Source organism: Xenophilus sp. (genome assembly GCF_044462705.1).
Classification (GTDB): Bacteria; Pseudomonadota; Gammaproteobacteria; order Burkholderiales; family Burkholderiaceae_C; genus Xenophilus; species Xenophilus azovorans.
The window spans coordinates 13,804-38,683 of sequence record NZ_JBIQNC010000006.1; the positions used below are offsets into that span (position 1 = coordinate 13,804).

27 protein-coding genes are annotated in these 24,880 nt (G+C 72.5%); 17 read left to right on the forward strand and 10 right to left on the reverse strand.

Annotated elements, in window-relative coordinates:
- Nucleotides 1-88: 88 nt before the first annotated feature.
- The 6 genes from ACIY1X_RS02380 to ACIY1X_RS02405 are packed head-to-tail and all read left to right on the forward strand — an operon-like array spanning nucleotide 89 to nucleotide 4,738.
- Nucleotides 89-937 (forward strand): alpha/beta fold hydrolase, encoded by an 849-nt coding sequence (locus ACIY1X_RS02380; protein ID WP_399677714.1) that lies wholly within the window; start codon nucleotides 89-91, stop codon nucleotides 935-937.
- Between the two features lie 7 nt (nucleotides 938-944).
- The gene (dmpE, locus tag ACIY1X_RS02385) at nucleotides 945-1,727 is read left to right on the forward strand and encodes a 2-oxopent-4-enoate hydratase (RefSeq protein WP_399677715.1); all 783 of its coding nucleotides are present in this window, start codon (nucleotides 945-947) and stop codon (nucleotides 1,725-1,727) included.
- A gap of 19 nt (nucleotides 1,728-1,746) precedes the next feature.
- Nucleotides 1,747-2,670 (forward strand): acetaldehyde dehydrogenase (acetylating), encoded by a 924-nt coding sequence (locus tag ACIY1X_RS02390; RefSeq protein WP_399677716.1) that lies wholly within the window; start codon nucleotides 1,747-1,749, stop codon nucleotides 2,668-2,670.
- 20 nt (nucleotides 2,671-2,690) lie between these two features.
- The gene (gene dmpG, locus ACIY1X_RS02395) at nucleotides 2,691-3,728 is read left to right on the forward strand and encodes a 4-hydroxy-2-oxovalerate aldolase (protein ID WP_399677717.1); all 1,038 of its coding nucleotides are present in this window, start codon (nucleotides 2,691-2,693) and stop codon (nucleotides 3,726-3,728) included.
- 11 nt (nucleotides 3,729-3,739) lie between these two features.
- Nucleotides 3,740-4,528 carry a 2-oxo-3-hexenedioate decarboxylase gene (dmpH, locus tag ACIY1X_RS02400; protein ID WP_399677718.1) on the forward strand — a complete coding sequence of 263 codons (789 nt, stop codon included), beginning with the start codon at nucleotides 3,740-3,742 and terminating at the stop codon, nucleotides 4,526-4,528.
- 18 nt (nucleotides 4,529-4,546) lie between these two features.
- Nucleotides 4,547-4,738 carry a 2-hydroxymuconate tautomerase gene (locus ACIY1X_RS02405; protein ID WP_032490131.1) on the forward strand — a complete coding sequence of 64 codons (192 nt, stop codon included), beginning with the start codon at nucleotides 4,547-4,549 and terminating at the stop codon, nucleotides 4,736-4,738.
- A gap of 15 nt (nucleotides 4,739-4,753) precedes the next feature.
- Here the strand turns inward: ACIY1X_RS02405 and fnr are convergent, their stop codons facing one another.
- Entirely contained in the window at nucleotides 4,754-5,473 is a 720-nt protein-coding gene (gene fnr / locus ACIY1X_RS02410) for a fumarate/nitrate reduction transcriptional regulator Fnr (protein WP_038204810.1), read from the reverse strand.
- Between the two features lie 185 nt (nucleotides 5,474-5,658).
- Here fnr and hemN point away from each other — a divergent pair, with 185 nt between their 5' ends.
- Entirely contained in the window at nucleotides 5,659-7,095 is a 1,437-nt protein-coding gene (hemN, locus tag ACIY1X_RS02415; RefSeq protein ID WP_399677720.1) for an oxygen-independent coproporphyrinogen III oxidase, read from the forward strand.
- A 158-nt stretch (nucleotides 7,096-7,253) separates the two neighbouring features.
- Nucleotides 7,254-7,961: a sulfite exporter TauE/SafE family protein gene (locus tag ACIY1X_RS02420; protein ID WP_399677721.1), complete on the forward strand. Its 708-nt coding sequence runs from the start codon at nucleotides 7,254-7,256 to the stop codon at nucleotides 7,959-7,961.
- Nucleotides 7,962-7,965: 4 nt separating this feature from the next.
- On the opposite strand, the gene ACIY1X_RS02425 is transcribed toward ACIY1X_RS02420, so the two are convergent.
- Nucleotides 7,966-8,985: a helix-turn-helix domain-containing protein gene (locus tag ACIY1X_RS02425; RefSeq protein ID WP_399677722.1), complete on the reverse strand. Its 1,020-nt coding sequence runs from the start codon at nucleotides 8,983-8,985 to the stop codon at nucleotides 7,966-7,968.
- A 99-nt stretch (nucleotides 8,986-9,084) separates the two neighbouring features.
- On the opposite strand from ACIY1X_RS02425, the gene ACIY1X_RS02430 reads away from it, so the two are divergent.
- Genes ACIY1X_RS02430 through ACIY1X_RS02440 form a run of 3 tightly spaced genes read left to right on the forward strand, consistent with a single transcriptional unit; the run spans nucleotide 9,085 to nucleotide 11,991 of the window.
- Nucleotides 9,085-10,071: a Bug family tripartite tricarboxylate transporter substrate binding protein gene (locus ACIY1X_RS02430; RefSeq protein ID WP_399677724.1), complete on the forward strand. Its 987-nt coding sequence runs from the start codon at nucleotides 9,085-9,087 to the stop codon at nucleotides 10,069-10,071.
- Nucleotides 10,072-10,084: 13 nt separating this feature from the next.
- Nucleotides 10,085-10,993, forward strand: a complete 909-nt coding sequence (locus ACIY1X_RS02435; RefSeq protein ID WP_399677726.1) for a VOC family protein — start codon at nucleotides 10,085-10,087, stop codon at nucleotides 10,991-10,993.
- Nucleotides 10,990-11,991: an alpha/beta fold hydrolase gene (locus ACIY1X_RS02440; protein ID WP_399677728.1), complete on the forward strand. Its 1,002-nt coding sequence runs from the start codon at nucleotides 10,990-10,992 to the stop codon at nucleotides 11,989-11,991. Before ACIY1X_RS02435 ends, ACIY1X_RS02440 begins: the two co-directional genes overlap by 4 nt.
- Here ACIY1X_RS02440 and ACIY1X_RS02445 read toward each other — a convergent pair.
- The 3 genes from ACIY1X_RS02445 to ACIY1X_RS02455 all read right to left on the reverse strand — a co-directional run bounded on the left by ACIY1X_RS02445 (nucleotide 11,988) and on the right by ACIY1X_RS02455 (nucleotide 13,675).
- Entirely contained in the window at nucleotides 11,988-12,803 is an 816-nt protein-coding gene (locus tag ACIY1X_RS02445; RefSeq protein ID WP_038204654.1) for a sulfite exporter TauE/SafE family protein, read from the reverse strand. The two genes, ACIY1X_RS02440 and ACIY1X_RS02445, sit on opposite strands and share 4 nt — an antisense overlap.
- A 309-nt stretch (nucleotides 12,804-13,112) precedes the next feature.
- Nucleotides 13,113-13,439 (reverse strand): cell division protein ZapA, encoded by a 327-nt coding sequence (locus ACIY1X_RS02450; protein WP_038204657.1) that lies wholly within the window; start codon nucleotides 13,437-13,439, stop codon nucleotides 13,113-13,115.
- The gene (locus tag ACIY1X_RS02455; RefSeq protein ID WP_051953102.1) at nucleotides 13,436-13,675 is read right to left on the reverse strand and encodes a hypothetical protein; all 240 of its coding nucleotides are present in this window, start codon (nucleotides 13,673-13,675) and stop codon (nucleotides 13,436-13,438) included. The genes ACIY1X_RS02450 and ACIY1X_RS02455 overlap by 4 nt, the downstream gene beginning before the upstream one ends.
- Before the next feature lie 169 nt (nucleotides 13,676-13,844).
- Between ACIY1X_RS02455 and ACIY1X_RS02460 the strand changes: the two genes are divergently transcribed.
- Together ACIY1X_RS02460 and ACIY1X_RS02465 are read left to right on the forward strand one after the other, a co-directional pair.
- The gene (locus ACIY1X_RS02460) at nucleotides 13,845-14,804 is read left to right on the forward strand and encodes a Bug family tripartite tricarboxylate transporter substrate binding protein (protein ID WP_399677730.1); all 960 of its coding nucleotides are present in this window, start codon (nucleotides 13,845-13,847) and stop codon (nucleotides 14,802-14,804) included.
- Nucleotides 14,805-14,845: 41 nt separating this feature from the next.
- A complete protein-coding gene (locus ACIY1X_RS02465) occupies nucleotides 14,846-15,736 on the forward strand; it encodes an SMP-30/gluconolactonase/LRE family protein (protein ID WP_399677732.1) in 891 nt (296 codons plus the stop codon).
- Here the strand turns inward: ACIY1X_RS02465 and ACIY1X_RS02470 are convergent.
- The gene (locus ACIY1X_RS02470; protein WP_245610675.1) at nucleotides 15,733-16,530 is read right to left on the reverse strand and encodes an IclR family transcriptional regulator; all 798 of its coding nucleotides are present in this window, start codon (nucleotides 16,528-16,530) and stop codon (nucleotides 15,733-15,735) included. The two genes, ACIY1X_RS02465 and ACIY1X_RS02470, sit on opposite strands and share 4 nt — an antisense overlap.
- A 127-nt stretch (nucleotides 16,531-16,657) precedes the next feature.
- Between ACIY1X_RS02470 and ACIY1X_RS02475 the strand changes: the two genes are divergently transcribed.
- The 4 genes from ACIY1X_RS02475 to ACIY1X_RS02490 are packed head-to-tail and all read left to right on the forward strand — an operon-like array spanning nucleotide 16,658 to nucleotide 21,180.
- Complete coding sequence (locus ACIY1X_RS02475) at nucleotides 16,658-17,815, forward strand: acyl-CoA dehydrogenase family protein (RefSeq protein WP_399677734.1); 1,158 nt, start codon at nucleotides 16,658-16,660, stop codon at nucleotides 17,813-17,815.
- Nucleotides 17,812-18,981 (forward strand): acyl-CoA dehydrogenase family protein, encoded by a 1,170-nt coding sequence (locus ACIY1X_RS02480; RefSeq protein ID WP_399677735.1) that lies wholly within the window; start codon nucleotides 17,812-17,814, stop codon nucleotides 18,979-18,981. The genes ACIY1X_RS02475 and ACIY1X_RS02480 overlap by 4 nt, the downstream gene beginning before the upstream one ends.
- Nucleotide 18,982: 1 nt before the next feature.
- Entirely contained in the window at nucleotides 18,983-19,960 is a 978-nt protein-coding gene (locus ACIY1X_RS02485; RefSeq protein WP_399677737.1) for a Bug family tripartite tricarboxylate transporter substrate binding protein, read from the forward strand.
- Nucleotides 19,960-21,180 (forward strand): CaiB/BaiF CoA transferase family protein, encoded by a 1,221-nt coding sequence (locus ACIY1X_RS02490; RefSeq protein ID WP_399677739.1) that lies wholly within the window; start codon nucleotides 19,960-19,962, stop codon nucleotides 21,178-21,180. The genes ACIY1X_RS02485 and ACIY1X_RS02490 overlap by 1 nt, the downstream gene beginning before the upstream one ends.
- A gap of 4 nt (nucleotides 21,181-21,184) precedes the next feature.
- On the opposite strand, the gene ACIY1X_RS02495 is transcribed toward ACIY1X_RS02490, so the two are convergent.
- From ACIY1X_RS02495 to ACIY1X_RS02510, 4 genes are read right to left on the reverse strand one after another with little or no spacing between them, the layout of a single operon-like run.
- Nucleotides 21,185-22,099, reverse strand: a complete 915-nt coding sequence (locus ACIY1X_RS02495) for a LysR family transcriptional regulator (RefSeq protein ID WP_399677741.1) — start codon at nucleotides 22,097-22,099, stop codon at nucleotides 21,185-21,187.
- 39 nt (nucleotides 22,100-22,138) lie between these two features.
- Nucleotides 22,139-22,894: a carboxymuconolactone decarboxylase family protein gene (locus ACIY1X_RS02500; RefSeq protein WP_399677743.1), complete on the reverse strand. Its 756-nt coding sequence runs from the start codon at nucleotides 22,892-22,894 to the stop codon at nucleotides 22,139-22,141.
- The gene (locus ACIY1X_RS02505) at nucleotides 22,891-24,096 is read right to left on the reverse strand and encodes an SDR family NAD(P)-dependent oxidoreductase (RefSeq protein ID WP_399677745.1); all 1,206 of its coding nucleotides are present in this window, start codon (nucleotides 24,094-24,096) and stop codon (nucleotides 22,891-22,893) included. Before ACIY1X_RS02505 ends, ACIY1X_RS02500 begins: the two co-directional genes overlap by 4 nt.
- 20 nt (nucleotides 24,097-24,116) lie before the next feature.
- The gene (locus ACIY1X_RS02510) at nucleotides 24,117-24,878 is read right to left on the reverse strand and encodes an SDR family NAD(P)-dependent oxidoreductase (RefSeq protein WP_399677747.1); all 762 of its coding nucleotides are present in this window, start codon (nucleotides 24,876-24,878) and stop codon (nucleotides 24,117-24,119) included.
- Between the last annotated feature and the right edge of the window lie 2 nt (nucleotides 24,879-24,880).

A 24,880-nucleotide genomic window follows, 5' to 3' on the forward strand; every position in this document is an offset into this window, starting at 1 on the left:
GGGTGCCCTGAGGACTTCGCTGCGCTCGTCGGCTTGAAACGCCCGTTTCATGCCCTGCGGGTGGTGCGCCGCGCCGTGGAGAACTGACATGAACCCTGAGATCGCGCGCAGCGTCGATGCGGCGGGCCTGCGCACCAACTACCACGACCTGGGGCAGGGCGCGCCGGTGCTGCTGATCCACGGCTCGGGGCCCGGCGTGTCGGCCTGGGCCAACTGGCGGCTGGTGATGCCCGAGCTGGCGCGGCGCGCCCGCGTGATCGCGCCGGACATGGTGGGCTTCGGCTACACCGAGCGGCCGCCGGGCTTCGCCTACGGCATGGACGCCTGGGTGCGTCAGGCGGTCGGCCTGCTCGACGCGCTCGACATCGAGCGGACCGACCTGGTCGGCAACTCCTTCGGCGGCGGACTGGCGCTGGCACTGGCGATCCGCCACCCGGCGCGCGTACGGCGGCTGGTGCTGATGGGCAGCGTGGGCGTGCCCTTCGCCATCACGCCGGGGCTGGACGCGGTGTGGGGCTACACGCCGTCGATCGCGAACATGCGTGCGCTGCTGGACATCTTCGCCTTCGACCGCGGCCTCGTGAACGACGAACTGGCGCAGCTTCGCTACCAGGCCAGCATCCGGCCCGGTGTCCAGGAGTCCTTCGCCGCCATGTTTCCGGCCCCGCGCCAGCGCTGGGTCGATGCGCTGGCCAGCCGCGAGGCCGACATCCGCCGCCTGCCGCACGAGACGCTGGTGGTGCACGGCCGCGAGGACCGGGTGATCCCGCTCGCGACCTCGCTGACCCTCGCCGACTGGATCCCGCGCGCGCAGCTGCACGTGTACGGCCGCTGCGGCCACTGGACGCAGATCGAGCACGCGGCGCGCTTCGCGCGGCTGGTCGGCGACTTCCTGGCCGAAGCCGCCGCCGACGAACCCCATCCTCTTGCGGACTGACACCACCATGAGCAACGAACTCCACGACGCGCTCGGCGACGAGCTGTACGCCGCCCTGCGCGAGGGCCGCGCGATCGAGCCGCTGAGCGGCCGCCACCCCGACCTCACCATCGAGGACGCCTACGCCATCCAGCAGCGCATGCTCTCGCACCGCCTGGCGGCCGGCGAGCGCGTGGTCGGCAAGAAGATCGGCGTCACCTCGCAGGCGGTGATGGACATGCTCGGCGTGTTCCAGCCCGACTTCGGCTGGCTCACCGACGGCATGGTCTACAACGAGGGCGAGGCCGTGCCCGCCGCCTCGCTGATCCAGCCCAAGGCCGAGGGCGAGATCGCCTTCGTGCTGAAGAAGACGCTCAAGGGCCCGGGCGTGACGGCGGCCGACGTGCTGGCCGCCACCGAGGGCGTGATGGCCTGCTTCGAGATCGTCGACTCGCGCATCCGCGACTGGAAGATCCGCATCCAGGACACCGTGGCCGACAACGCGAGCTGCGGCGTGTTCGTGCTGGGCGACCGGCTGGTCGATCCGCGCGAGGTGGACCTGGGCACCTGCGGCATGGTGCTGGAGAAGAACGGCGAGATCGTCGCCACCGGCGCCGGCGCCGCCGCGCTCGGCCATCCGGCCAACGCCGTGGCCTGGCTCGCCAACACGCTCGGCGCGCTCGACATCGCGCTGGAGGCCGGCGAGGTCGTGCTGTCCGGCTCGCTCGCCGCGATGGTGCCGGTGAAGGCCGGCGACAACCTGCGCGTGACCATCGGCGGCATCGGCGGCTGCTCGGTGCGCTTCATCTGATTCCAACGAAGGACTCCCCATGAGCAAGAAGATCAAGTGCGCCCTGATCGGGCCGGGCAACATCGGCACCGACCTGCTGGCCAAGCTGCAGCGCAGCCCGGTGCTGGAGCCGGTGTGGATGGTGGGCATCGACCCCGAATCCGACGGGCTCAAGCGCGCCCGCGAACTGGGCATCAAGACGACGGCGGAAGGCGTGGACGGCCTGCTGCCGCACCTGGAGGCCGACGGCGTGCAGATCGTGTTCGACGCCACCAGCGCCTACGTGCATGCCGAGAACAGCCGCAAGGTCAACGAGCGCGGTGCGCTGATGATCGACCTCACGCCCGCGGCCATCGGCCCCTTCTGCGTGCCGCCCGTCAACCTGGCGGACCTGCTGGACTCCGGCGCCATGAACGTCAACATGGTCACCTGCGGCGGGCAGGCCACCATCCCGATGGTGCGCGCCGTCTCGCGCGTGCAGCCGGTGGACTACGCGGAGATCGTCGCCACCGTCTCCTCGCGCAGCGCCGGCCCCGGCACGCGAAAGAACATCGACGAGTTCACGCGCACCACCGCCGGCGCCGTGGCCCAGGTGGGCGGCGCCAAGCAGGGCAAGGCCATCATCGTCATCAACCCGGCCGAGCCGCCGCTGATCATGCGCGACACCGTGCACTGCCTGGTCGAAGGCGCGCCGCGCGAGGCCGAGATCCGCGCCTCCGTCGAGCAGATGCTGCGCGAGGTGCAGAAGTACGTGCCCGGCTACCGCATCGTCAACGGCCCGGTGTTCGACGGCCAGCGCGTCTCCATCTACCTGGAGGTCGAGGGCCTGGGCGACTACCTGCCCAAGTACTCCGGCAACCTGGACATCATGACCGCCGCCGCCGCGCGCACCGCCGAGATGTTTGCCGAGGCGTTGCTGGCCGGCCGGCTGGCGCTGCAGCCCGCCGAAGCCGCCGCCGCCTGAACCCACGAGGAGAGAACCCCATGAGCCAACTTGAAGGCCAGCGCGTCACCCTGCACGACATGACGCTGCGCGACGGCATGCACCCCAAGCGCCACCAGATGAGCCTGCAGCAGATGAAGGACATCGCCCGCGGCCTGGACGCCGCCGGCATCCCGCTGATCGAAGTCACGCACGGCGACGGACTGGGCGGCAGCTCGGTCAACTACGGCTTCCCGGCGCACACCGACGAGGCGTACCTCGGCGCCGTCATCCCGCTGATGAAGCAGGCGAAGGTGTCGGCCCTGCTGCTGCCCGGCATCGGCACCGTGGACCATCTGAAGATGGCACACGGCCTGGGCGTCGCCACCATTCGCGTCGCCACCCACTGCACCGAGGCCGACGTGAGCGAGCAGCACATCACGGCCGCGCGCAAGCTCGGCATGGACACGGTCGGCTTCCTGATGATGGCGCACATGAACAGCCCCGAGGGGCTGGTGAAGCAGGCCAGGCTGATGGAAGGCTACGGCGCCAACTGCATCTACGTGACCGACTCGGCCGGCTACCTGCTGCCCGAGCAGGTGAAGGAGCGCATCGCCGCCGTGCGCGCCGCGCTCCAACCCGAAACCGAGCTGGGCTTCCACGGCCACCACAACCTCGCGATGGGCGTGGCGAACTCCATCGCCGCCATCGAGGCCGGCGCCAACCGCATCGACGCCGCCTCGGCCGGCCTGGGCGCCGGCGCCGGCAATACGCCGATGGAGGTGCTGGTGGCCGTGTGCGAGCGCATGGGCATCGTCACCGGCGTCGACCTCTGGAAGATCCAGGACGTGGCGGACGACCTGGTGGTGCCGATCATGGACTTCCCGATCCGCATCGACCGTGATGCGCTCACGCTGGGCTATGCCGGCGTGTACGGCTCCTTCCTGCTGTTCGCCAAGCGCGCCGAGAAGAAGTACGGCGTGCCCGCGCGCGAGCTGCTGGTGGAGCTGGGCCGGCGCGGCATGGTCGGCGGGCAGGAGGACATGATCGAGGACACCGCGCTGACCCTGGCGCGCGAACGCGGCCTGCTGGCTGCCTGAAGGGGAGGCGCATGGCACTCGACAGGAACACCATCGACCAGCTCGCCGCCCACCTGGAGACCTGCGAACTGGAGGCGCGGGACACGCCCAAGATCACCGACGAGCATCCCGGCATGGACTGGGACGACGCCTACGCGATCCAGGACGCGATCCTCGCGCGCAAGCTGGCCCGCGGTGCGCGCGTGGTCGGCCTGAAGGCCGGCCTGACCTCGCACGCCAAGATGAAGCAGATGGGCGTGGACAGCCCCGTCTTCGGCTTCCTCGTGGACGCGTTCAGCGTGCCCGAGGGCGCTGCGGTGAAGACGGCCGGGCTGATCCACCCCAAGGTCGAGCCCGAGATCGCCTTCGTGCTCAAGCACGCGCTCAAGGGGCCGGGCTGCCACATCGGCGCCGTGCTCGCGGCCACCGACTTCGTGCTGCCCGGCATCGAGGTGATCGACAGCCGCTACCGCGACTTCAAGTTCGACCTCAAGAGCGTGGTGGCCGACAACACCTCGGCCGCGCGCTTCGTGGTCGGCGGCCGGGCGCTGCGGCCCGAGCAGGTGGACCTGCGCACCGTCGGCATCGTGCTGGAGAAGAACGGCGCGCCGGTGGCGCTGGGGGCCGGCGCCTCGGTGCTGGGCCACCCGGCCGCCGCGGTCGCCATGCTGGCCAACCACCTGGGCCGGCAGGGCAGGGAGATTCCTGCCGGCAGCCTGATCCTCTCGGGCGGCGCCACCGAGGCGGTGGCGGTGGAGGCCGGCGACGCGGTGACGCTGCGCGTGCAGGGCATGGGCAGCGTCGGGCTGCGCTTCGCCTGAGCGCAGGGAGGCACGACCATGCCCTTCGCCCAGATCTACATGATCGAAGGCCGCACCGAGGCGCAGAAGAAGGCGGTGATCGAGAAGGTCTCGCAGGCGCTGGTGGAGGCCACCGGCGCGCCGATGGCCAACGTGCGCGTCTGGATCCAGGAGGTGCCCAAGGAGAACTGGGGCATCGCCGGCGTCAGCGCCAAGGAACTGGGGCGCTAGCCGGCAGGCGCCGCATCAGGCGCAGACGGTGGGGTTCACCAGCCGCTTGAGCGCATCCGCGTCAAGGATGCGCACGTGGCGCTGGTTCACCTCGACCAGGCCGTCCTCGACGAACTTGGAGAGCGTGCGGCTCACGGTCTCCAGCTTCAGGCCCAGGTAGCTGCCGATCTCCTCGCGCGTCATGCGCAGCACCAGTTCGCTGGCCGAGAAGCCGCGCGCGTGCAGGCGCTGCACCAGGTTGAGCAGGAAGGCGGCCAGGCGTTCCTCGGCGCGCATGCTGCCCAGCAGCAGCATCACGCCGTGCTCGCGCACGATCTCGCGGCTCATGATCTGGTGCACGTGGCGCTGCAGCGCCGTGACCTCGCGCGACAGCTCCTCGATGCGGTCGAAGGGCATCACGCAGACCTCCGCGTCCTCCAGCGCCACGGCGTCGCAGGTGTGGTGGTTGTTGACGATGCCGTCCAGGCCGATGATCTCGCCGGCCATCTGGAAGCCGGTGACCTGGTCGCGCCCGTCCTCGGCCGTCACCTGGGTCTTGAAGACGCCGGTGCGGATGGCGTAGAGCGCCGAGAAGCGCTCGCCGTTGCGGAACAGCGTCTCCTTGCGTTTGACCTTGCGCCGCGTGGCCACGAGGTCGTCGATGCGCTCCAGTTCGGTCGGCTGCAGGCCCACCGGCATGCAAAGCTCCCGCAGGTTGCAGTTCGAGCAGGCGACTTTGATCTTTTCGGGCGTCATGGTCATCAGGTGAGTCGGTCCGACGGTGGCGCCGACGGGCACGAGGCGCGGATCCGCGGCCCTCGACGGCATTGTGCGCGCGCAATCCTCCAGCGGATTGATCCAGGTCAAACAAGCCGAAGCCCAACCGCCGCACAGTGCGAGGGTACCCCGCCACGGGAGCTTTGCCCACCCCGGCCGCCACGATGAGTCCGCTGACCCTCCACCCTTCTCCCGCCGCCCCCGCTGCGGCGGCCGCCGAGCCCGCGCTGTCCCCGGCGCTGCTGCGCCGCTTCGACGTGCCCGGCCCGCGCTACACCTCCTATCCCACGGCCGACCGCTTCGTGGAGGCCTTCGGCGCCGACGACTACGCCCAGGCGCTGGCCCAGCGCCGGCAGGCCGGCCGCGCGGCGGGCCTGCCGCTGTCGCTGTACGTCCACATCCCCTTCTGCCACTCGCTGTGCTACTACTGCGCCTGCAACAAGATCGTCACCAAGCGGCACGAGAAGGGGCGCGAGTACCTGCAGTACCTGCGCCGCGAGATCGCGCTGCAGGTCGAGCACCTGGGGCAGGGCGCGCCGGTCAGCCAGCTGCACCTGGGCGGCGGCACGCCCACCTTCCTGAACGACGGCGAGCTGGGGCAGTTGATGGACATGCTGCGCCAGGCCTTCGCCCTCGCGCCGCAGGGCGAATACTCCATCGAGGTCGACCCGCGCACCGTCGACGAGGCGCGGCTGGCCCGCCTGGCCGAACTGGGCTTCAACCGGCTGAGCTTCGGCGTGCAGGACTTCGACCCGGACGTGCAGAAGGCGGTGCACCGCGTGCAGCCGGCGGCCGAGGTGTTCGCCCTGGTGGGGGCCGCGCGGCGCCTGGGCTTCGGCTCGATCAACGTCGACCTGATCTACGGCCTGCCGCGCCAGAACGCCGAGTCCTTCGAGCGGACGCTGGCCCAGGTGGGCGAGTTGCGACCCGACCGCATCGCGCTGTACGCCTACGCCCACCTGCCCGAGCGCTTCAAGCCGCAGCGCCGCATCGACGCCGCCGAACTGCCGCCTGCCGGCGCCAAGGTCGACATGCTCTCGCGCGCCATCGCGTCCTTCGCCGAGGCCGGCTACAGCTACATCGGCATGGACCACTTCGCGCTGCCCGACGACACGCTGGCCGTCGCCCGGCGGCAGGGGCGGCTGCACCGCAACTTCCAGGGCTACAGCACGCAGCCGGATTGCGACATCATCGGCCTCGGCGTGTCGGCGATCGGACGCGTGGGCGCCACCTACAGCCAGAACGCCAAGTCGCTGGAGGAGTACTACGACCTGATCGGCCAGGGCCGCCTGCCCGTGGTGCGGGGCCTGGCCCTGACGCGCGACGACCTGCTGCGGCGCACCGTCATCATGGCCCTGATGTGCCAGGGGCGGGTGGACTTCGAGGCGGTGGGCGCGGCGCACCTGATCGACTTCCGGCGCCATTTCGCGGCCGAACTGGAGGCGCTGCAGTCGCTGGCCGACGAGGGCCTGGTGCGGGTGGATGCGCACGCCATCGAGGTCACGCCCACCGGCTGGTTCTTCGTGCGCGCCATCGCGATGGTGTTCGACCGCTACCTGCAGGCCGACCGGGCGCGCTCGCGCTTCTCGCGGATTATTTGAATGCACCCCCAGTCTTCGCGGACTTCGTTCCGCTTCGCCAACCCCCTTCCAGGGGGCACACGCCGCGGCCCGGCCAAGCCGGTTCCGCGCGTGTTCCCGCATGGCCTGCTCCGCGGCCTTCGGAGTGTGGCGGGCCGGGCGAGGGGCGCATCGCTGGTATGAACGTCTCCCTGGCAGCGACGGTCTTCCTGATGGGCCTGGCCGGCGGTCCGCACTGCGTGGCCATGTGCGGCGCGGCCTGCGCCGGGCTGGGGCAGGCGGCCGGCGCGCACCGGGGGCGGGCGCTGTGGGGCTTCCAGGCCGGGCGGCTGGCCGGCTACTCGGCGCTGGGCGCGCTGGCAGCGGCCACGGTGCAGGGGCTGGGCTGGCTGGGCGGGCAGGTCGCGGCGCTGCAGCCGCTGTGGACGCTGCTGCACGTCGCGGCGCTGGTGCTGGGCCTGGCGCTGCTGCTGCGGGCGCGCCAGCCCGTCTGGCTGGACCGCCCGGCGCGCGGCGTCTGGCGGCAGGTGCGGCGCCTGGGCGCCACGCGCAGCGGGCCGCTGCTGCTGGGCGCGCTGTGGTCGCTGCTGCCCTGCGGGCTGCTCTGGTCGGCGTTGCTCGTCGCGGCGCTGGCGGGCGACGCCTGGGCCGGCGCCGGCAGCATGGCGCTGTTCGCGCTCGGCAGCGGCCTGTGGCTGCTGGCGGGGCCCTGGCTCTGGCTGCGCCTGGCCAACGCCGGCTGGCGCGGCGCGCAGGCCGGCGCCGCCACCCTGCGCGGCGAATGGGGCGTACGCATCGCCGGCGGGGCGCTGGCGGCCAGCGCGCTGTGGATGCTGCTGCACGGCACGCCCTCCGGCCGGGCCTTCATGGCCTGGTGCCTGGGCTGAGGGTTCAGGGCGGCCCGTCGCCGCGGCGGAAGGCCGCCGGCGCCACGCCCGCATGCTGCTGGAAGGCCTGGGCGAAGCGCCCGGCGCAGGACCATCCGCATTCGGCCGCCACGTCCGCGATGGGCAGGCGCGTGCTGCGCAGGAGCCGCTGGGCCAGCGCCAGCCGCTGCGCCTTCACGTAGCGGTGGACGCTCAGCCCGGTGTCGCGGCGGAAGGCGCCCTGCAGGCTGGTGGCGTTCCAGGCCAGGCGGCGGGCGAGGGCGTCGACGCTCCAGGCCTCGCCGGGGCTGGCGTCGATCAGCCGGCGGGCGGCCTGCACCCGGCCCGCGCCGGGCGTCCGTGACGGCGGCCGGCTGCGCGCGCCCTCCAGCAGCGACTCGAACTCGCGCGACAGCAGCGTCATCAGCTCGACCGAACGGGCCATGAAGCGCGGCGCGAAGGCCGCGTCGTCGCTGTTCCATGCCGACAGCTCGCGCAGCGCCGCCCCGGTGGCCGCGCTCCAGGCGGCGTTGCACAGCACCAGCGGGCGCTCCTCGCCCAGCAGGCGGGTCGTGCGCTGCGACAGCCCGGCGCCGGTGGTGCGCAGCCACTCCAGCAGGCGCGGCCGCTCGAAGCGGATCTGCACGAAGCGGTGCCGCTGCGCGCCGGGAATGCGGATGGCGTAGCCGCCGGCGCGGTTGGGCATGCGCACCATGGTGTGGCAGGGACGGAACTCGAGGTCGTCCTGCCCGGTGCCGACGGTGCTGCCCGACAGGCAGCCGTCGAGGAAGAAGGAGGCCAGCACGTCGTCGCGCGGCGCCAGCGTGACCTGCATGTCGCTGCCCACGTCGAACTCGCAGTACAGGGCGTGGATGCCGGCGAAGGGCTCCACGCGCAGGTAGCGTACGCGGCCGCCGCCCAGCGGCCAGCGCGCGTCGGCGTCGTACACGTTGCCGCCGAAGGCGAAGCCGCCGCGCCAGCGCGAGTGCGCGACCAGTGCGTCGAACTGCGCCTCGGTCAGGAGATGGGGCGGTTGCTTCTGCACCAAAGTCCGTTGCTTCTGCATCGTGACGATCGCGTGGCCGTTCCTATAGTCGCTCGCAGCAGACACGATGCCTGCTGTCGTCCTGGAGGTCAAGAAACGGTGAAGCCCCTCTCATCCCGCGTCTGGTGGCGCATCGCCCTCGCGATCGGCATCGCGCTGCCCTTCGCCGCGCCGCCGGCCGGCGCGCAGGACTACCCGAGCCGGCCGCTGCGCATGATCGTGCCCTTTCCCGCCGGCGGCGGCGGCGACGTGACGGCCCGCGTGGTGGCGCGCAAGCTGGAAGAGCAGCTCGGCCAGAGCGTGGTCGTCGACAACAAGCCGGGCGGCAACTCCCTGATCGGCGCCCAGGAACTGGTCAAGGCGCAGCCGGACGGCTACACGCTGCTGTGGAGCATCGACCAGACCTACGTGCTCAACCAGGCGCTCTACCGGAAGCTGCCCTACGACCCGCGCAAGGACTTCGCGCCGGTGACGCTGACCATCGCCAGCCCGATCGTGCTGGTGACGCGCGCCGACTCCGGCATCGGCAGCGTGGCCGACCTGGTGGCGCGCGCCCGCGCCGAGCCGGGCAAGGTCAACGCCGGCGTCGCGGCGATGCTCGCCCACGTCGCCCAGGGGCTGTTCGACCAGTCGGCTGGCGTGCGCACCACGCGCATCCCCTACAAGGGCAGTTCCGAGCTGGCGACCGGCACGATGGCCGGCGACGTCGACCTGGCCTTCGACGGCATCGCGCCTTTCCTGCAGTTCGCGCGCAGCGGCCGCGCGCGGGTGCTGGCGAGCACCGCGCCGGCGCGGCTGGCCGCGATGCCCGACATCCCGACGCTGACGGAGCTGGGCTTCCGGGACATGAGCTTCGGCGTGTGGTTCGCGGTGGCGGCGCCGGCCGGCACGCCGCAGCCGGTGATCGACCGGCTGAACAGCGCGTTCTCGGCCGCGCTGGACGACGCCGGCGTGCGCGAGCGCCTCGCCACCTTCGGCTTCGAGCCCGTGGCGCAGCGCGGGCCGGCCGCGATGGCGCAGCGCATGGAGGCCGACCTGCAGCGTTTCGGCCCCGTGGCCCGCGCGCTGGGCCTGCAGCTCGACTGACGGAGCCGGACCCATGCAGACGCAGCCCGGCCCCGTGCCGCACTTCGACCTGGACCACCTCATGCTCAAGGTGGACGACCTGGCCGCGGCCCGCGCGGCGATGGGCCGGCTGGGCTTCACCACCTCGCCCTACCGCACCAACGACCCGATGGGCGGCGGCCGCACCGGCGGGCGCGGCGGCAACCACCTGGTGCTGTTCGAGCCGCTGGTGCCCGACACCACCAACATGCTCGAACTGGCCTACTGCGACGTGCCGCACGCCATGCCCGCGATGCGCGAGGTGCTGGGCGGTCCGCAGGGCTTCGCGATGCTGGTGGTCAGCCCGGCCGACCTGAGGGCCTTGCGAGCGTGGTGGACCGCGCAGGGCTTCGACTTCTCGCCGGTGATCGGGCAGCGCTTCGACTGGCAGGACCCGGAGACGGGCCAGCGCGACCTGATCCACTTCGAGGTCGTCGTGCCGCAGTCGCATCCGTGGGTCTATCCCTTCAACGCGGCGAAGATGCTGGACTTCACGCACTACGAGCGGCCCGCCTGGCGGCGCCACGCGAACACGGCGCGGCACTGGACGGCCTGCACCGTGGCGGTGGACGACGCCGATTTCGAGGCCAGCCCGGCGATGCTGCAGCGCATCTACGGGCAGGAGAGCGTGGCGGCCGGGGCCGGCGGCCTGCAGGTGCGGCGCGGCCCGCTGCGCTTCGTCGTCATGCGGCGCAGCGCCTTTGCCGAGCACCTGCGGGACGCGCTCGGCGACGTGGCGATGCCGTGCCATTCGTCCATCCATGTCCAGGTCGATTCGCTGGACCAGGCGGCGCGGGTGATGTCCGGCAACGGCGTTCCCTTCGTGCGCGCCGGCTCCGGCCTGCTGGTGCCGCCGGCCTTCGGCTGCGGCGTGGCCTACGCCTTCTCCGAAGCGCCGGCATGACGGCGCCGCCGCCCGGCTTCGAGCACGCCTTCGTGGCGCTGGAGGGAGGGCGCCGGGCGCACTGCGTGCGCGGCCCGCGCAACGGCCCGCCGCTGGTCTTGCTGCCGGGGCTGATGGACCCGTGGTCCGGCTTCGCGGCGGTGGCGCCGCCGCTGGCGGAGCGCTTCTGGGTCCATCTCGTGTCGCTGGCCGGGCACGGGCTGTCCAGCCCCACGGCCGACGGCCGCTATGCCGTGCCGGACTACGGCCGCGACGTGGCCGCGCTGCTGGCCGATGCCTTCGACGAGCCGGCCTGCATCAGCGGCAATTCCCTGGGCGGCCTGATCGCGCTGTGGCTCGCCGTGCATCACCCGCGGCGCGTGCGCGCCATCTGCCTGGAGGATGCGCCGCTGTTCGTCACGGAGGCGCCTGCTTGGGACGCGCACTGGATGCGGCCCGGCTTCGCCCGCGTGGTGGAGGCGATGGAGGCGGCGCAGGGCGATGTCGGGGCCCTGGCGGCGCGCATCGCCGCCATGCCGGTCATCCGGCCGAAGGTGCATGCGACGCGGCAGGAGCGCGCCCGCACGCTGGAGCGCCTTCGCCGGCTGCTGGGGCCTGCGGCTTCGGAGCCCCGCCTGACGGCGGCGTGGGCCGCTTACGAGGAAGAGGGCAGGCAGCCCGCAGTGGCGGACTTCTATCCGGCCGGCGCGGCCCGCGAGATGGCGATCGCGCTGTCGGAGGTCGACGTGAACGCGCCGTGCGAGGTGGTGCAGGGCCGGCTCAACACGGGCTTCGGCCACGCGGACCACCTGGCGCGGGTGCGGCAGCCGGCGCTGGTGATGGAGGCCGACCGGCTGCTCAGCGGCATCGTCGAGCCCGCCCTGTTCGACGAGGCATGCCGCCTGCTGGGCCGGCACGGGCAGCGCGCCTATGCCGACGGCGCCGGGCACCTCGTCCACCTGGACGCGCCCGGGTGGTTCGCCCAAACGCTGGCGGAATTCTTCCTGCCGGCGTCCTAGCCGCTCAGGCCCTTCCAGAGCATGTACGCCGCCAGCAGGTACAGGATGCTGGCGAACACGCGCTTGAGTTTGGACACCGGCAGCGCATGCGCCGCCTTCGCGCCCAGCGGCGCCATCAGCACGCTGCACACGGCGATGACCACCAGCGCCGGCAGCCAGATGTAGCCGAAGGAGCCCGCCGGCAGGCCCTGCAGCGACCAGCCGGAGACGACGTAGCCGGCCACGTTGGCGGCCGCGATCGGGAAGCCCAGTGCGGCGCTGGTCGCCACCGCGTTGTGGATGGCGACGTTGCACCAGGTCATGAAGGGCACGCTGATGAAGCCGCCGCCCGCGCCGACCAGGCCGGAGACGAAGCCGATCACGCCGCCCGCGGCGAGCTGCCCGCCGGTGCCCGGCATCTGCCGCGTCGGCTTGGGCTTCTTGTCCAGGAACATCTGCGTGGCCGAGAAGCCGACGAACAGGGCGAAGAAGATCGCCAGCGCCGTCCCCTTGAGCAGCGCGAACACGCCCAGGCTGCCCAGCAGGCTGCCGAGGACGATGCCCGGCGCCAGGCGCGCCACGATGTCCCAGCGCACCGCGCCGCGCCTGTGGTGCGCGCGCACGCTGGAGACGGACGTGAAGATGATGGTCGCCATCGAGGTCGCGATGGCCATCTTCACCGCCAGGTCGGCCGGTGCGCCGCGGTGGCCGAGGATGAAGGTGAGGAAGGGCACCATCAGCATGCCGCCGCCGATGCCCAGCAGGCCGGCCAGGAAGCCGGTGGCCAGGCCGAGCAGGGCGAGTTCGACGACGAGCAGCGGTTCGATCGGCATGTGCGGGGCGCTCTCCACAAGAAAACGGCCCGCCATCGAGGGGCGGGCCGTGGGAAGAAGGTGTCTGCTGGTGCCACCGGACCGTCATCCTGAACGCAGGGTTCAGGTGGGCGAGGGCAGCAAGGCATTGGGTTCGTCTGACGCGAGACGATCACGCCTGCCAAGCGATGTACCAAGCCCGGGCTCCGTAGAGCATTGGTTCAAGGAAATATAAAGCCCGGCATGCACCGCAGACGCCCTCGATTTTACCCGCGGGGCGCGCGGCGTACAGGCTTGACAAGGACGCGCCGGCGTGTGCGCGGCGGCGGCCTACAGCAGCAGCCCGTCGCCGGCCAGGGCCTGGTCCAGCTTCTGGACGAGCTGGGCGGCGCGCTGCGCATCCGCATCCGGGTCGCCGGCAGTAGCGGCCTGCGCCGGCGCGGCCGCCAGCTCGCGCTCGCGCTGCGCCAGGTCGAAGGCGATGTTGAGCGAGGCCAGCACCGCGATGCGGTCGCGCGCCTTGACCTTGCCGGCGTCGCGGATGCCGCACATGGCGGCGTCCACGCGCTGCACGGCCTCGCGCAACTGCGCCTCGCCGTCCTCGGGGCAGCCGAGCAGGTAGCTCTGGCCCATGATCTGCACTTCGATCTGTTTCACGGCGTGTCGTCGGGATGAAGGTCGGGGGCGCCGCCGTCTTCGGCCGGCAGCCGTTCGAGCATCGCGTCGATGCGGGTGCGCGCCGCCGCCAGCCGCGCCTTGAGCGCATCGCGCTCGCGCGTCAGCGCGTCGACCTGCTGCGTCAGCAGCGCGTTGGTGCGCTGCATCTCCTCGTGGCGCACGAGCAGCCGTTCCACGCGCTCGGCGATCTGATCGATGGGGCTGGGGGCGGGCATGGGGCGGCATTGTAGGTGGCTGCTTCCGGACGCCCCCCTTGGCGGCGGCGCGTGGCAGCGGCGGATGCGTGCAGAATCTACAAAGCATCTTTTCATTTCCTGTCCGCATGGCACCCGGGGGCGCCGCTTAGACTGAATTTGATCTACATCGAAGTCAGGAGACAGGCCGATGCGCCTCCCCAAATACCTTGGCTGCCTGGTCGTGGGACTGGCGGCCTTCGCCGGCGCCGCCCAGGCCCAGCAGGCCACCCGGATCGTCGTTCCCTTCGCCGCCGGCGGCGGCACCGACCAGTACGCGCGGCTGCTGGCGGCCGAGCTGACCCGGCAGGGCACCCAGACCATCGTCGAGAACAAGCCCGGCGCGAGCGGCATCATCGCGGCCAGCTACGTCGCGCAGGCCCGGCCCGACGGCACCACCGTGCTGCTGACCTCGCTCAGCACCCTCGTCACCAACGCGGTGATGTACGAGAAGCTGCCCTACGACCCGGCGAAGAGCTTCGTGCCCGTCACTCAGGTCGCCTACCAGCCCACCATCGTCGTGGGCCGCACCGACCTGCCGTACAAGGACATCAAGGGCATGGTGGCCTACGCCAAGGCCAACCCGGGCAAGATCAACCGCGGCTCGCCCGGGGCCTCGATCCTGACCAACCTGGCGCCCGTCGCCTTCGAGGGCATGGCCGGCATCAGCACCACGCACATCCCCTTCAACGGCGACACGCCCGGCCTGCAGGCGCTGCTGGGCGGCCAGATCGACATCCAGGGCACCTCGATCACCGGGCCGCTCTCGCACATCCGCGCCGGCAAGATGCGCGTGCTGGGCGTCATGGACGCCAAGCGCATGCCGCAGATGCCCGACGCGCCGACCTTCAAGGAGCAGGGCTACGACATCGAGGCGCTGCTCTGGTACGGCCTTTCGGCGCCGGCGGCCACGCCGCGCGGCGCGGTCGAGGAGCTGAACCGCAAGGTGAACCGGCTGCTGTCCGACCCGGAGTTCATCGAGCGCGCGCGCGCCATGGGCATGGAGCCGCGGGGCGGCACGGCGGAGCAGTACGGCCGGTACGTGCAGGCCGAGGCCGAGCGCTGGGTGCCGATCCTGCAGCGCCTGAACCTGCCCAAGCAGATGCATTGACGCGGCCGCCGGCTGCGTTCGATGGCCGGCAGCCTCACGCCATGAACGTCCGCATCCGCAGAATCGGCGAGACGAAGGACCAGCTCGGCGAAAGCCCGTGCTGGCTGGAGGACGCGCAGTCGCTGTGCTGGATCGACGCGCTGGCCGGCCGCCTGTGGCGGCTGCATCCCGGCAGCGGAGCGCCGGAGCGGCACCACCTGCCGGCGCCCGTCGGCTCCATCGCGCCGTGCGGCGGCGACGCCGTGGTGGTGGCGCTGCGCAACAGCTTCGCGCGCTACGACTTCGCCACGCGCTCCCTGCGGGAACTGGGCACGATCCCGGTGGACGACCCCCAGGTGCGCTTCAACGACGGCAAGTGCGACCCCGCGGGCCACTTCGTCGCCGGCACCATGCACATGGGGCGCGCGCCCGGGGAGCGCGTGCGCGGCGGGCTCTACCGCCTGCGCGCCGACGACGGCCGCATCGAGCAGCTCGCCGACGACAACGGCTTCGTCAACGGCCCGTGCTTCAGCCCCGACGGCGGCACCTTCTACGTGGGCGACAGTCTGGAGCGCGTCATCTGGGCCTACGACTACGACCCCGACGGGCCGTTGCGCAACAAGCGCCTCTTCCTCGCCACCGGCGAATTCGACTGCGGTCCGGACGGCGCGACGGTGGACGCGCAGGGCTTCCTGTGGACGGTGCTGGCCCGCGCGGCGCGCATCGCCCGCGTGGCGCCCGACGGGCGGATCGAGCGGCTGATCGAGGCCCCGCCGACCTATCCCACGAGCCTGTGCTTCGGCGGCGCGCGCCTCGACCGCCTGTACCTCACCTCCATCTCGCGCAGCGCCCGGCTGGAAGGGCGCCAGCCGCAGGACGGCGGCCTGTTCCTGATCGAGGACCTGCCCGCGGCGGGGCTGGCGCCGCAGCGCTACCGGGGTGCTGCCGCCTAGCGCAGCCCCGACTGCCGGTCCGCCGCGCTCACCAGTTGCAGCAGGCCCGGGCCGATGGTCTCGAGCAGCTGCGCCTTCTTCCAGCGGAAGCCCGGCACCGCGCAGTTGAACAGCAGCCGGCGCGGCCCGTAGCGCATGCGGGCCGCCACGCCCACCGCCAGCACGCCGAAGCCGGCGTCGCCCAGGTTGATCGCGAAGCCCCGCCTGGCGTAGTGCGCCAGGCTTTCGCGCACGCCTTCGCCGCAGCGGGCGACTTCGTCGGGACGCTCGCGCTTCGCGCGCGCCAGGAAGGCCTGCCGCTCGCCCGCCGGCAGCTGGGCCAGCCAGGCGCGGCCCATCGCGGTCTCCACGATGCCGCGCACCGCGCCCACGCCGGGGCGCTTGAGGGTGCCGTCCTCGTGGCTGCAGGTCTCCAGGTAGACCACGTCCAGGTCCATGGTCACGCCCACCGACACCGCGCCCTCGATGCGGTCGGCCAGCTGCTGCATGGCCGGCCGCACCAGGCCCAGCATGGGCGTGTTGATCACGTAGGGGTAGCCCAGCGCCACCGCGGCCGGGCCGATGAAGTAGCGGTCGAGGCGCTCGTCATGGTCCAGGAAGCCCATGGTGAGCAGGCTGCGGCACAGGCGCGAGACGGTCGGGCGCGACAGCCCCAGCTTGGCCGCGAATTCGCTGTTGGCGTGCGCGCGCGGATCGCTCACGAAGGTCTGCAGGATGAGCAGCCCCTTGGCCAGCGTGCCGGCGAAGTAGGGGTCTTCATCGCGCAGGCGCCTCAGGTCCTGGTGGTCCTTCATGCTTTGGTGGGGAGGGTGGGCCTGGCGGCGATTCTGGGCGGGGCGGGCCATGGAAGCGGATCGGAATTTCAATAGTTGAAACGCAGTGCCGGTGATTGTGGACCTTCTCCATACAGTCGCGCCCACCATGATCCGAGACGACGACCGCATCGAAGCCCTGCTGGGCGACATCCGCGCCTTCGTGCGCGAACGCTGGCATCCGCTGGAAGAGCGCGTCAGCCGCGACAACGACATCCCGCCCGACGTGGTGGACGAGCTGCGCCGCAAGGGCTACTTCGGCTGGAGCATTCCCGAGGCCTACGGCGGCCTGGGCCTCACGACCGAGGAACTGGTCCTGTGCGCGATGGAGCTGTCGCAGTCGTCGGTGGCGCTGCGCGCCCGCGTGGGCACCAACACCGGCATCGGCTCGGAGGCGCTGGTGGCCGACGGCACCGAGGCGCAGAAGCGGCGCTGGCTGCCGCGCATGGCCAGCGGCGAGCTCACCGGCTGCCTGGCGCTCACCGAGCCCGAGGCCGGCTCGGAGGCGAGCAACGTGCAGACCACCGCGCGCCGCGAGGGCGAGCACTACGTCCTCGACGGCAGCAAGCGCTTCATCACCAACGCGCCGGTGGCCGACGTGTTCACCGTCATCGCCCGCACGGAAGAGGGCACCCGGGGCAGCAAGGGCGTGTCGGCCTTCCTGGTCGAGCGCGGCCCGGGTCTTTCGACCGGCGAGCCCTACCGCATGATGGGCCAGGCCGGCTCCTTCGTGTCGGACGTGCGCTTCGAAGGCTGCCGCGTGCACGCCGGCCAGCTCATCGGAGGGCGCGAGGGCGCCGGCTTCCAGACGGTGATGAAGGTGCTCAACAAGCAGCGCCTGCACCTGGCGGCGCTGTGCACCGGGCCGGCCATCCGCATGCTCGACCTGGCCATCGCGCACACTGCGCGGCGCCGCCAGTTCGGCCAGCCGGTGGCGGAGTTCCAGCTGGTGCAGGCCATGATCGCCGACTGCCGCACCGAGATCTTCGCGGCCCGTTCCATGATCCTGGAGGCGGCGCGCGCGCGCGACCGCGGCGAGGACGTGGCGCTGCAGGCCTCCATGTGCAAGTACTTCGCCTCCGAGATGTGCGGCCGCGTGGCCGACCGCGCGGTGCAGATGTTCGGCGGCTCCGGCTACGTGGCCGACTTCAGCCCCATCGAGCGCTACTACCGCGACGTGCGCCTGTTCCGCCTGTACGAGGGCACCAGCCAGATCCACCAGCTCAACATCGCCAGGCTGGCGCTGCGCGAGGCGGACGGGCGATGAGCGGCCGGGTGGACCTCGTCGCGCGGGTGCGCCGCTTCGTCGAGCGGCACTGCATCCCGCTCGAATCGAAGGCGCACGTGCACGACCCGGCGGCGCTGGACGCCGCGCTGGCGCAGCTGCGTCCCGTCGCGCGCGAGCTGGGCCTGTACCTGCCGCAGATGCCGGTGGAGCAGGGCGGGCTGGGCCTGTCCTGGGTGGAGCGCGCCGCGGTGTTCGAGGAGGCCGGGCGCAGCTACCTGGGCCCGGCCGCGCTCAACTGCGCGGCGCCCGACCAGCCCAACATGATCAGCCTGCTGCGCCAGGGCACGCCGGAGCAGCAGCGGCGCTACCTGCGGCCGCTGGCCGAAGGCCGCATGCGCTCCTGCTTCGCCATGACCGAGCCGGCACCGGGCGCGGGCTCCGACCCGTCGATGCTGTGCACCACCGCGCGGCGCGAGGGCGGCGGGTGGGTGATCGACGGCCACAAGTGGTTCATCACCGGCGCGGTGGGCGCGGCCTTCTGCATCGTGCTGGCGCAGACCGGCGAGGGCCCCACGCAGTTCATCGTGGACATGGACAACCCCGGGCTGGAATGCGTGCGCGCCATCCGGGCCATCGACCCGTATGCGGTGGGCGGCCACGGCGAGCTGCGCTTCACCGCCTGCCGCGTGGCGGCCGACGCGGTGCTGGGCGAGGTGGGCCGGGGCTTCGTGTACGCGCAGCAGCGGCTGGAGCCGGCGCGGCTGTCGCACTGCCTGCGGCTCATGGGCCGCGCGCGGCGCGCGCTGGAAGCCGCGCAGGCCTACGTGCGCGAGCGTTCGTCCTTCGGCGACCGCCTGGCCGACCTGCAGCAGATCCAGGCCATGGTGGCCGACTGCCACATCGACCTGCATGCCAGCCGCCTGATGAGCCTGGACTGCGCGCGCCGCATGGACGAGGGCCTTGCGGTGAAGACCGAGTCGGCGATGACCAAGGTCTTCGTCTCCGAGGCGCTGAACCGCATCGCCGACCGCGCGGCGCAGATGTGCGGCGCGCTGGGCATGTCGGAGGACGACTCGCCCGTCGCGCTGATCCTGCGCGAGCTGCGGCCCTTCCGCATCTACGACGGCGCCTCCGAGCTGCACCGCGCGACGCTGGGCCGGCGCTTTCTCTCGCGAAACCTGGAACCAAGAACCTCTGGAGACTGACATGACGCATTCGCTCAAGAAGACGCTTGCGCGCCTGGCCGCCGGCCTGGCGCTGGGCCTGGCCGCATCGCTGGCCGCGGCCGCCTTTCCCGACCGCCCGGTGAAGCTGGTGGTGCCCTTCCCGGCGGGGGGCAGCACCGACCTGGTGGCGCGCGAGGTGGCGCTGGAGATGGGCAAGGCCCTGGGCCAGCCGGTCGTGGTGGAGAACAGGGCCGGCGCCGGCAGCCTGATCGGCTCGGAGCTGGTGGCCAAGTCCGCGCCCGATGGCTACACGCTGCTGATGGCGGGCCTGACCAACATCTTCCTGCCCTATGTCCACAAGGGCCTGAACTGGCATCCGGTGGACGACTTCACCGCCGTCGGCCTGGTGGCCGACCTGCCCAACGTCATCGCCGTGAACGCGGCGACGCCCTACCGGACGCTGGCCGACCTCGTCGCCGCGGACAAGGCCAAGCCGGGCCAGCTGTCCTTCGGGTCCGCCGGCGTGGCCACGCCGTCGCACCTGGTGTGCGAGATGGTGAACCACCAGGCCGGCACCCGGCTGCAGCATGTGCCCTACAAGGGCAACGCGCCGGCGGTGAGCGACGTGATGGCGGGCCACATCCCGGTGATGTGCAACAACCTGGGCGGCACGCTGCCCTACATGAACGGCGGCCAGATCCGCATCCTGGCGCAGACCGGCCGCACGCGTTCGCCCTCCGTGCCCGACGTGCCCACCTTCGCCGAGCTGGGCCTGCAGGGCCTGGACAGCGGCCTGTGGATGGGCATCGTCGCACCCAAGGGCACGCCCGACGCCGCCCTGGCGCCGCTGCGCGCCGCGCTGGCCAAGGCCATGGCGCTGCCTTCGCTCCGGGACAAGCTGGCCAAGCTGGGCGCCGCGCCGCTGGACCCGTCGGTGGCGGCGTACGACAGGCGCATCGCGGCCGACCGCAAGGCCTGGGACCCGGTGCTCGGGCGCGTGGACCTGAAGGGCAACTGATGGAAGGGCAATCGCAGGGAGGCGGCCCGCTGCGCGGGGTGCGCATCCTGGACATGGCGACCGTACTGGCGGCGCCTTTCTCCGCGACGCTGTGCGGCGACATGGGCGCCGAGGTGGTCAAGCTGGAGCTGCCCGCCGGCGGCGATCCGCTGCGCGGCCTGACGCCAGTGCACGAGGGCCACCCGCTGTTCTGGAAGACCGCCAACCGCGGCAAGAAGGGCATCTCGCTGGACGTGCGCAAGCCCGAGGGCCGCGCGCTGTTCCTGCGGCTCGTCGCCAGCTTCGACGTGCTGGTGGAGAACTTCCGCACCGGCACGCTGGACGGATGGGGCCTGGACACCGGCACGCTGCATGCGGCCAACCCGCGCCTGATCGTGCTGCGCCTCACCGGCTTCGGCCAGACCGGCCCCTACGCGCGGCGTCCCGGCTTCGCGCGCATCTTCGAGGCGATGAGCGGCTTCACGCACCTGACCGGCGAGCCGGGCGGCCCGCCGCAGCACATGAACTATCCGCTGGGCGACGTGGTGGCGGGCCTGTTCGGCGCCTTCGCCATCAGCACCGCGCTGGCCGAGCGCAACGCGTCGCCGCCGCAGCAGTACAGGGGCGCCGAGATCGACCTCTCGGCCACCGAGGCCATGGCGCGCCTGCTCGATCCGCTGGCGGCGGAGCACCGCATCGGCGGCGTGGTGCGCGGGCGCACCGGCTCGCGCGCCACCTACACCGCGCCCTCCAACGTGTTCCGCGCGGCCGACGGCGTGTGGTTCACGCTGGTGGGCACCGGCGGGCCGATCTTCGCGCGCATCTGCCGCGCGATCGGCCGCGAGGACCTGCTGAGCGATGACCGCTTCTGCGACAACGCGGCGCGCCTGCGCCACCTGGAGGCGCTGGACCGGATCCTGGCCGACTGGTGCGCCGCCCGGACCTTCGACGAGCTGGCCGCGCTGCTCGACAGGGAGGACGTGCCCTACAGCAAGGTGTTCTCGATCGCCGACCTGCAGGCCGACCCGCACATGCGCGAGCGCGGCGCCTTCATCGACCTGCCGGACGAGGAATTCGGAGGCGTGCCGGCGCCGGCGCCGGTGCCGCGCTTCGTGGGGCGCGGGCCCGCGCCGCCGCCCGCCACCGGGCCGCGCACGGGCCAGCACAACCGCGAGGTGTACGGCGCGCTCGGCCTCGGCGAGGTGCAGCTCGCGGCGCTGCGCGAGGCCGGCGTCGTCTGAGATCCTAGGCGCCTTCGTTCTTCAGCGCGTCGGCCACGAAGTCGACGAAGGCCCGCACCTTCAGCGGCAGCGTCCGGCTGTGGCGGAAGACGGCGAAGATGCCGTTGGAGAAGCCGCGCACGGCGAAGCGGTAGTCGGGCAGCAGCCGCACCAGCGTGCCGTCCCGCAGGTCGCTGCGCACGGTCGCCTCCGACAGCAGGGCCACCCCCATCCCGCCGATGGCGGCCAGCCGCAGCAGCTCGCCGTTGTTGGCGCTGAGCACGCCCTGGATCGCCAGTTCCTGCTCCTGGCCGCCCTGGGCCGCGTCGATGTAGCGCCAGGTCGTCTGCTCGTGCTCGCGGCGGTAGGTCAGGCAGCGCAGCTGCGGCAGCTCGCTCGGGTGCCGCAGGCGCGCGTAGGCCCGGGCCAGGGAGGGGCTGGCGACCAGCACCTCGTCGCTGGACAGGAGGCGCTTGATGACGAAGCCCGAGTCGGCCGACTTGCCGGTGCGGATGTCGATGTCGAAGTCCTGCTCCACCAGGTTGACCGGATGCTCCGAGAGCTCGATCTCCACGCGGATGTCGGGGTAGGCCTGGGCGAAGCGCGGCAGCAGCGGCGCCACCACGCGCAGGCCGATGTGGGTGCGCGAGTGCACCCGCAGGCGCCCCTCGGGCCGCTGGCGCGCGTCGAGCGCGGCCTGCTGCGCCTCGGCCATCGCCTCCAGAACGACCTCGGCGCGTTCCAGGAAGGCCTGGCCGGCCTCGGTCACCTTGAGGTTGCGGCTGGTGCGGTCGACCAGCTTCACGCCCAGTTCCTCCTCCAGCGCGCTGATGCGCCGCGAGATGGTCGCCGGCGACAGGCTGAGGCTGCGGGCCGCCGCCGAGAGACTGCCTTTTCTTTGCGTGGCGACGAAGATGCGAAGCGAATCGAGGGCCTTCATGGGCGCGCACTCCACCGCATGAGGGGCGTTGTCGTCAAGTCATTCCTGCGGGCATGTGCGGCTGGCCTGGAGGACGCGGGCGCCCAGCGCGGTGCCGTGGACGGCCAGGTGGGCGCCCATCTGGACGGCCTGCAGCAGCTCGGCCGGCGCCGCGCCCTGCGACAGCGCGGTGGCGGCGATCCGGCGCACCGCGCCCGGGTTGAAGGCCGTGAAGCAGGCATGCAGCGCCAGCTGCACCAGGCTGCGCTCCGCATCGCCCAGGCCCGCGCCGGGCCGGCCCTGTTCGACGAAGTCGAGCAGCACCTGCGCGTAGCCGGGATCCAGCCGCGCCACGCCGGCCAGGGGGAGGGCGTGCGCCGGCCCGAGCCGGTCGATGCGGGCCTGCAGCGCGGGGTCGATCGGCGCCGCCGCGGGCGGGTCCGCGAGTTCGGCCAGGATGTCGGCGGCCTGGCACACGCTGGCGGCGCCTTGCACCGCCACCAGGTGCAGCACGTCGACGATGTCCGCCTCGCTGGCGCCGCAGGCGATCGCCCGCGCCATGTGGGTCTGCAGGCCGGACTCGAACAGGTGCGACGCCGAGGCGTCGAGCGCCACGTAGATCAGCTCCACCATGCGCTCGCTCAGCGGCCCGGTGCGCGCCGGGTAGCCGGCGTAGTTCGCGTACTGCTGCACGAAGCCGGGGCAGGCCTGCAGCATGGTCTCGGTCCACGGGCGCCAGTAGCCGCGTTCGGCGATGAAGAGCGCCTTGATGCGCGCGCGCTCGGCGTCGAGGGGGTCGTCGGTGGTGGTGTTCATCGGGATGCGCAGACGAGGGTCTGCCCGGTCAGGTACTGCGCGGCGGGCCCGGCCACATAGCGCAGCAGGGCGTGCAGCGCGGGCGGGTCCAGGTCGGCCGGCACCTGCAAGGCGTTGATGCGCAGGGCGCGGCCGCCCCATTCGCAGGCCAGGGTGGCCACGAGCATGCGGGCCGCCGCGCCGTCGCCGGCGTCCTGCCAGCGGCCCGCGGCCACGGCGGGCAGCAGCAGCGTGAGGCTGGCCTGCTGCGCATGGCGGGCCGCGAAGCGCGCGGCGGCGGCATGCACCGCGTGCAGGAGCTTGCCTGCGCCGCCGCGCAGCGGCGAGAGGTCGAGGCAAGCCGCGTAGTGCGGTTGCCCGGCGGCGGCCGGCGCCACGGCCTGCCAGGGGGCGGCATCGCCGCCGCAGACTTCCAGTTGCAGCGGCGTGTCCTGGGGCAGCGGCGCCAGCGTGGCGGGCGCAAAGCCCTGGCTGCCGCCGTAGATGGAGGAGCCGCCGTTCACCGCCAGCACCTGCCCGCTCAGGGGCAGGGCGCCGGGGCTGCACAGGAACTGCAGTGCCTGCGCCATCTCGGCGGGCGATGCCATGCGCCCGAGCGGGATCTTGCCCACCGCGCGCGCCGGGTCGATGCGGCCGGCCTGGATCAGCCCGTCCACCAGTTCGGTACGCACGAAGCCGGGCGCCAGCACGGTCACGCACCAGCCGGGCCGCGCCTGCGCCAGCGCCTGGGTCTGCGCGATCAGGCCCGCCTTGCTCGGGCTGTAGGCGCCGCGCCAGGGGATGGCATGCAGGCCGGCGCCGGAGGCCACGTTGACGACGCGCGCGCCCGGTTCGAGCAGCGGCGCGCAGGCGTCGATCACCGCAGCCGGCGCCGCCAGGTTGAGGGCCAGCAGGCGGCCAAGCTGCGCCGCGTCCTGCTCGGCCAGCGGCGTGCCGGACGGGTCGGACATGCCGGCGTTGTTGACGAGGGCGTCGAGCGCGGGCGTGCCCTGGCCCAGCGTGGCGACCTGCCGCGCGTCGGTCAGGTCGACGGCGCGCAGCGCGTGTGCCGATGCCGCCGTGCAGGGCAGGCTGCGGCCCAGGGCGGCCAACGCCTCTTCGTTGCGGTCGACCAGCACGCACTGCCAGCCCGCGCCGGCGAACAGCCGCGCCGCCTCGCGGCCGATGCCGGAGGCCGCGCCGGTGATCAGGACCGTCTGCATGGGCGGTGCTGCTGCGCGCGTCAGATGTTGGTGAGCGTGACGCCGCCGTCCACCGTCAGCGCCTGCGCGGTGATGAAGCCGGCCTCGTCGCTGGCGAGGAAGCAGATGGCGCGCGCGATGTCCTCCACCGTGCCGAGCCGGCCCAGCGGCGTGCGGGCGATGCGGGCGGCGTCGCGCTCGGCGTTGCGGTTGCGCTGCGTGCCCTCGGTGGGCACGGCCGAGGGGCACACGGCGTTGACGCGGATGCGGCGGGCGCCGAGTTCGGCCGCCGCGGCGCGCGTGATGCCCAGGATGCCCGACTTGATGCCGGAGTACACCACCGAGTTCGGCGCCGAGCGCAGCGCGGCGACCGAGGCCACGTTCACGATCGCGCCGCCGCGCTCGGGGTCCATCACCGCCACGGCTTCCTGCAGGCTCCAGATGACCGAGCGGAAGCCCACGTCCAGCATGCGTTCCACGGTCTCCGGCAGGATGTCCGGGATGGCCTGGTAGCGCACCCAGGCCGCGTTGTTGACCAAGATGTCGAAGCGCCCGCCGCCGTGCTCGGCGGCGCGCTGGATCGCCTCGCGGATGCCTTCGCGGCTGGCGATGTTCTGCACGATGCCGAAGGCCTGGCCGCCGCCGGCGCGGATGGCCTCGACCACGGGCGCGACGAACTCATCCTTCAGGTCGTTCACGCAGACCACGGCGCCGCGGGCCGCCATCTGGCAGGCCGTCTCGCGGCCGATGCCGGCGCCCGCGCCGGTGACGAGGGCGACGCGCCCCTGCAGGTCCTGATGCATGT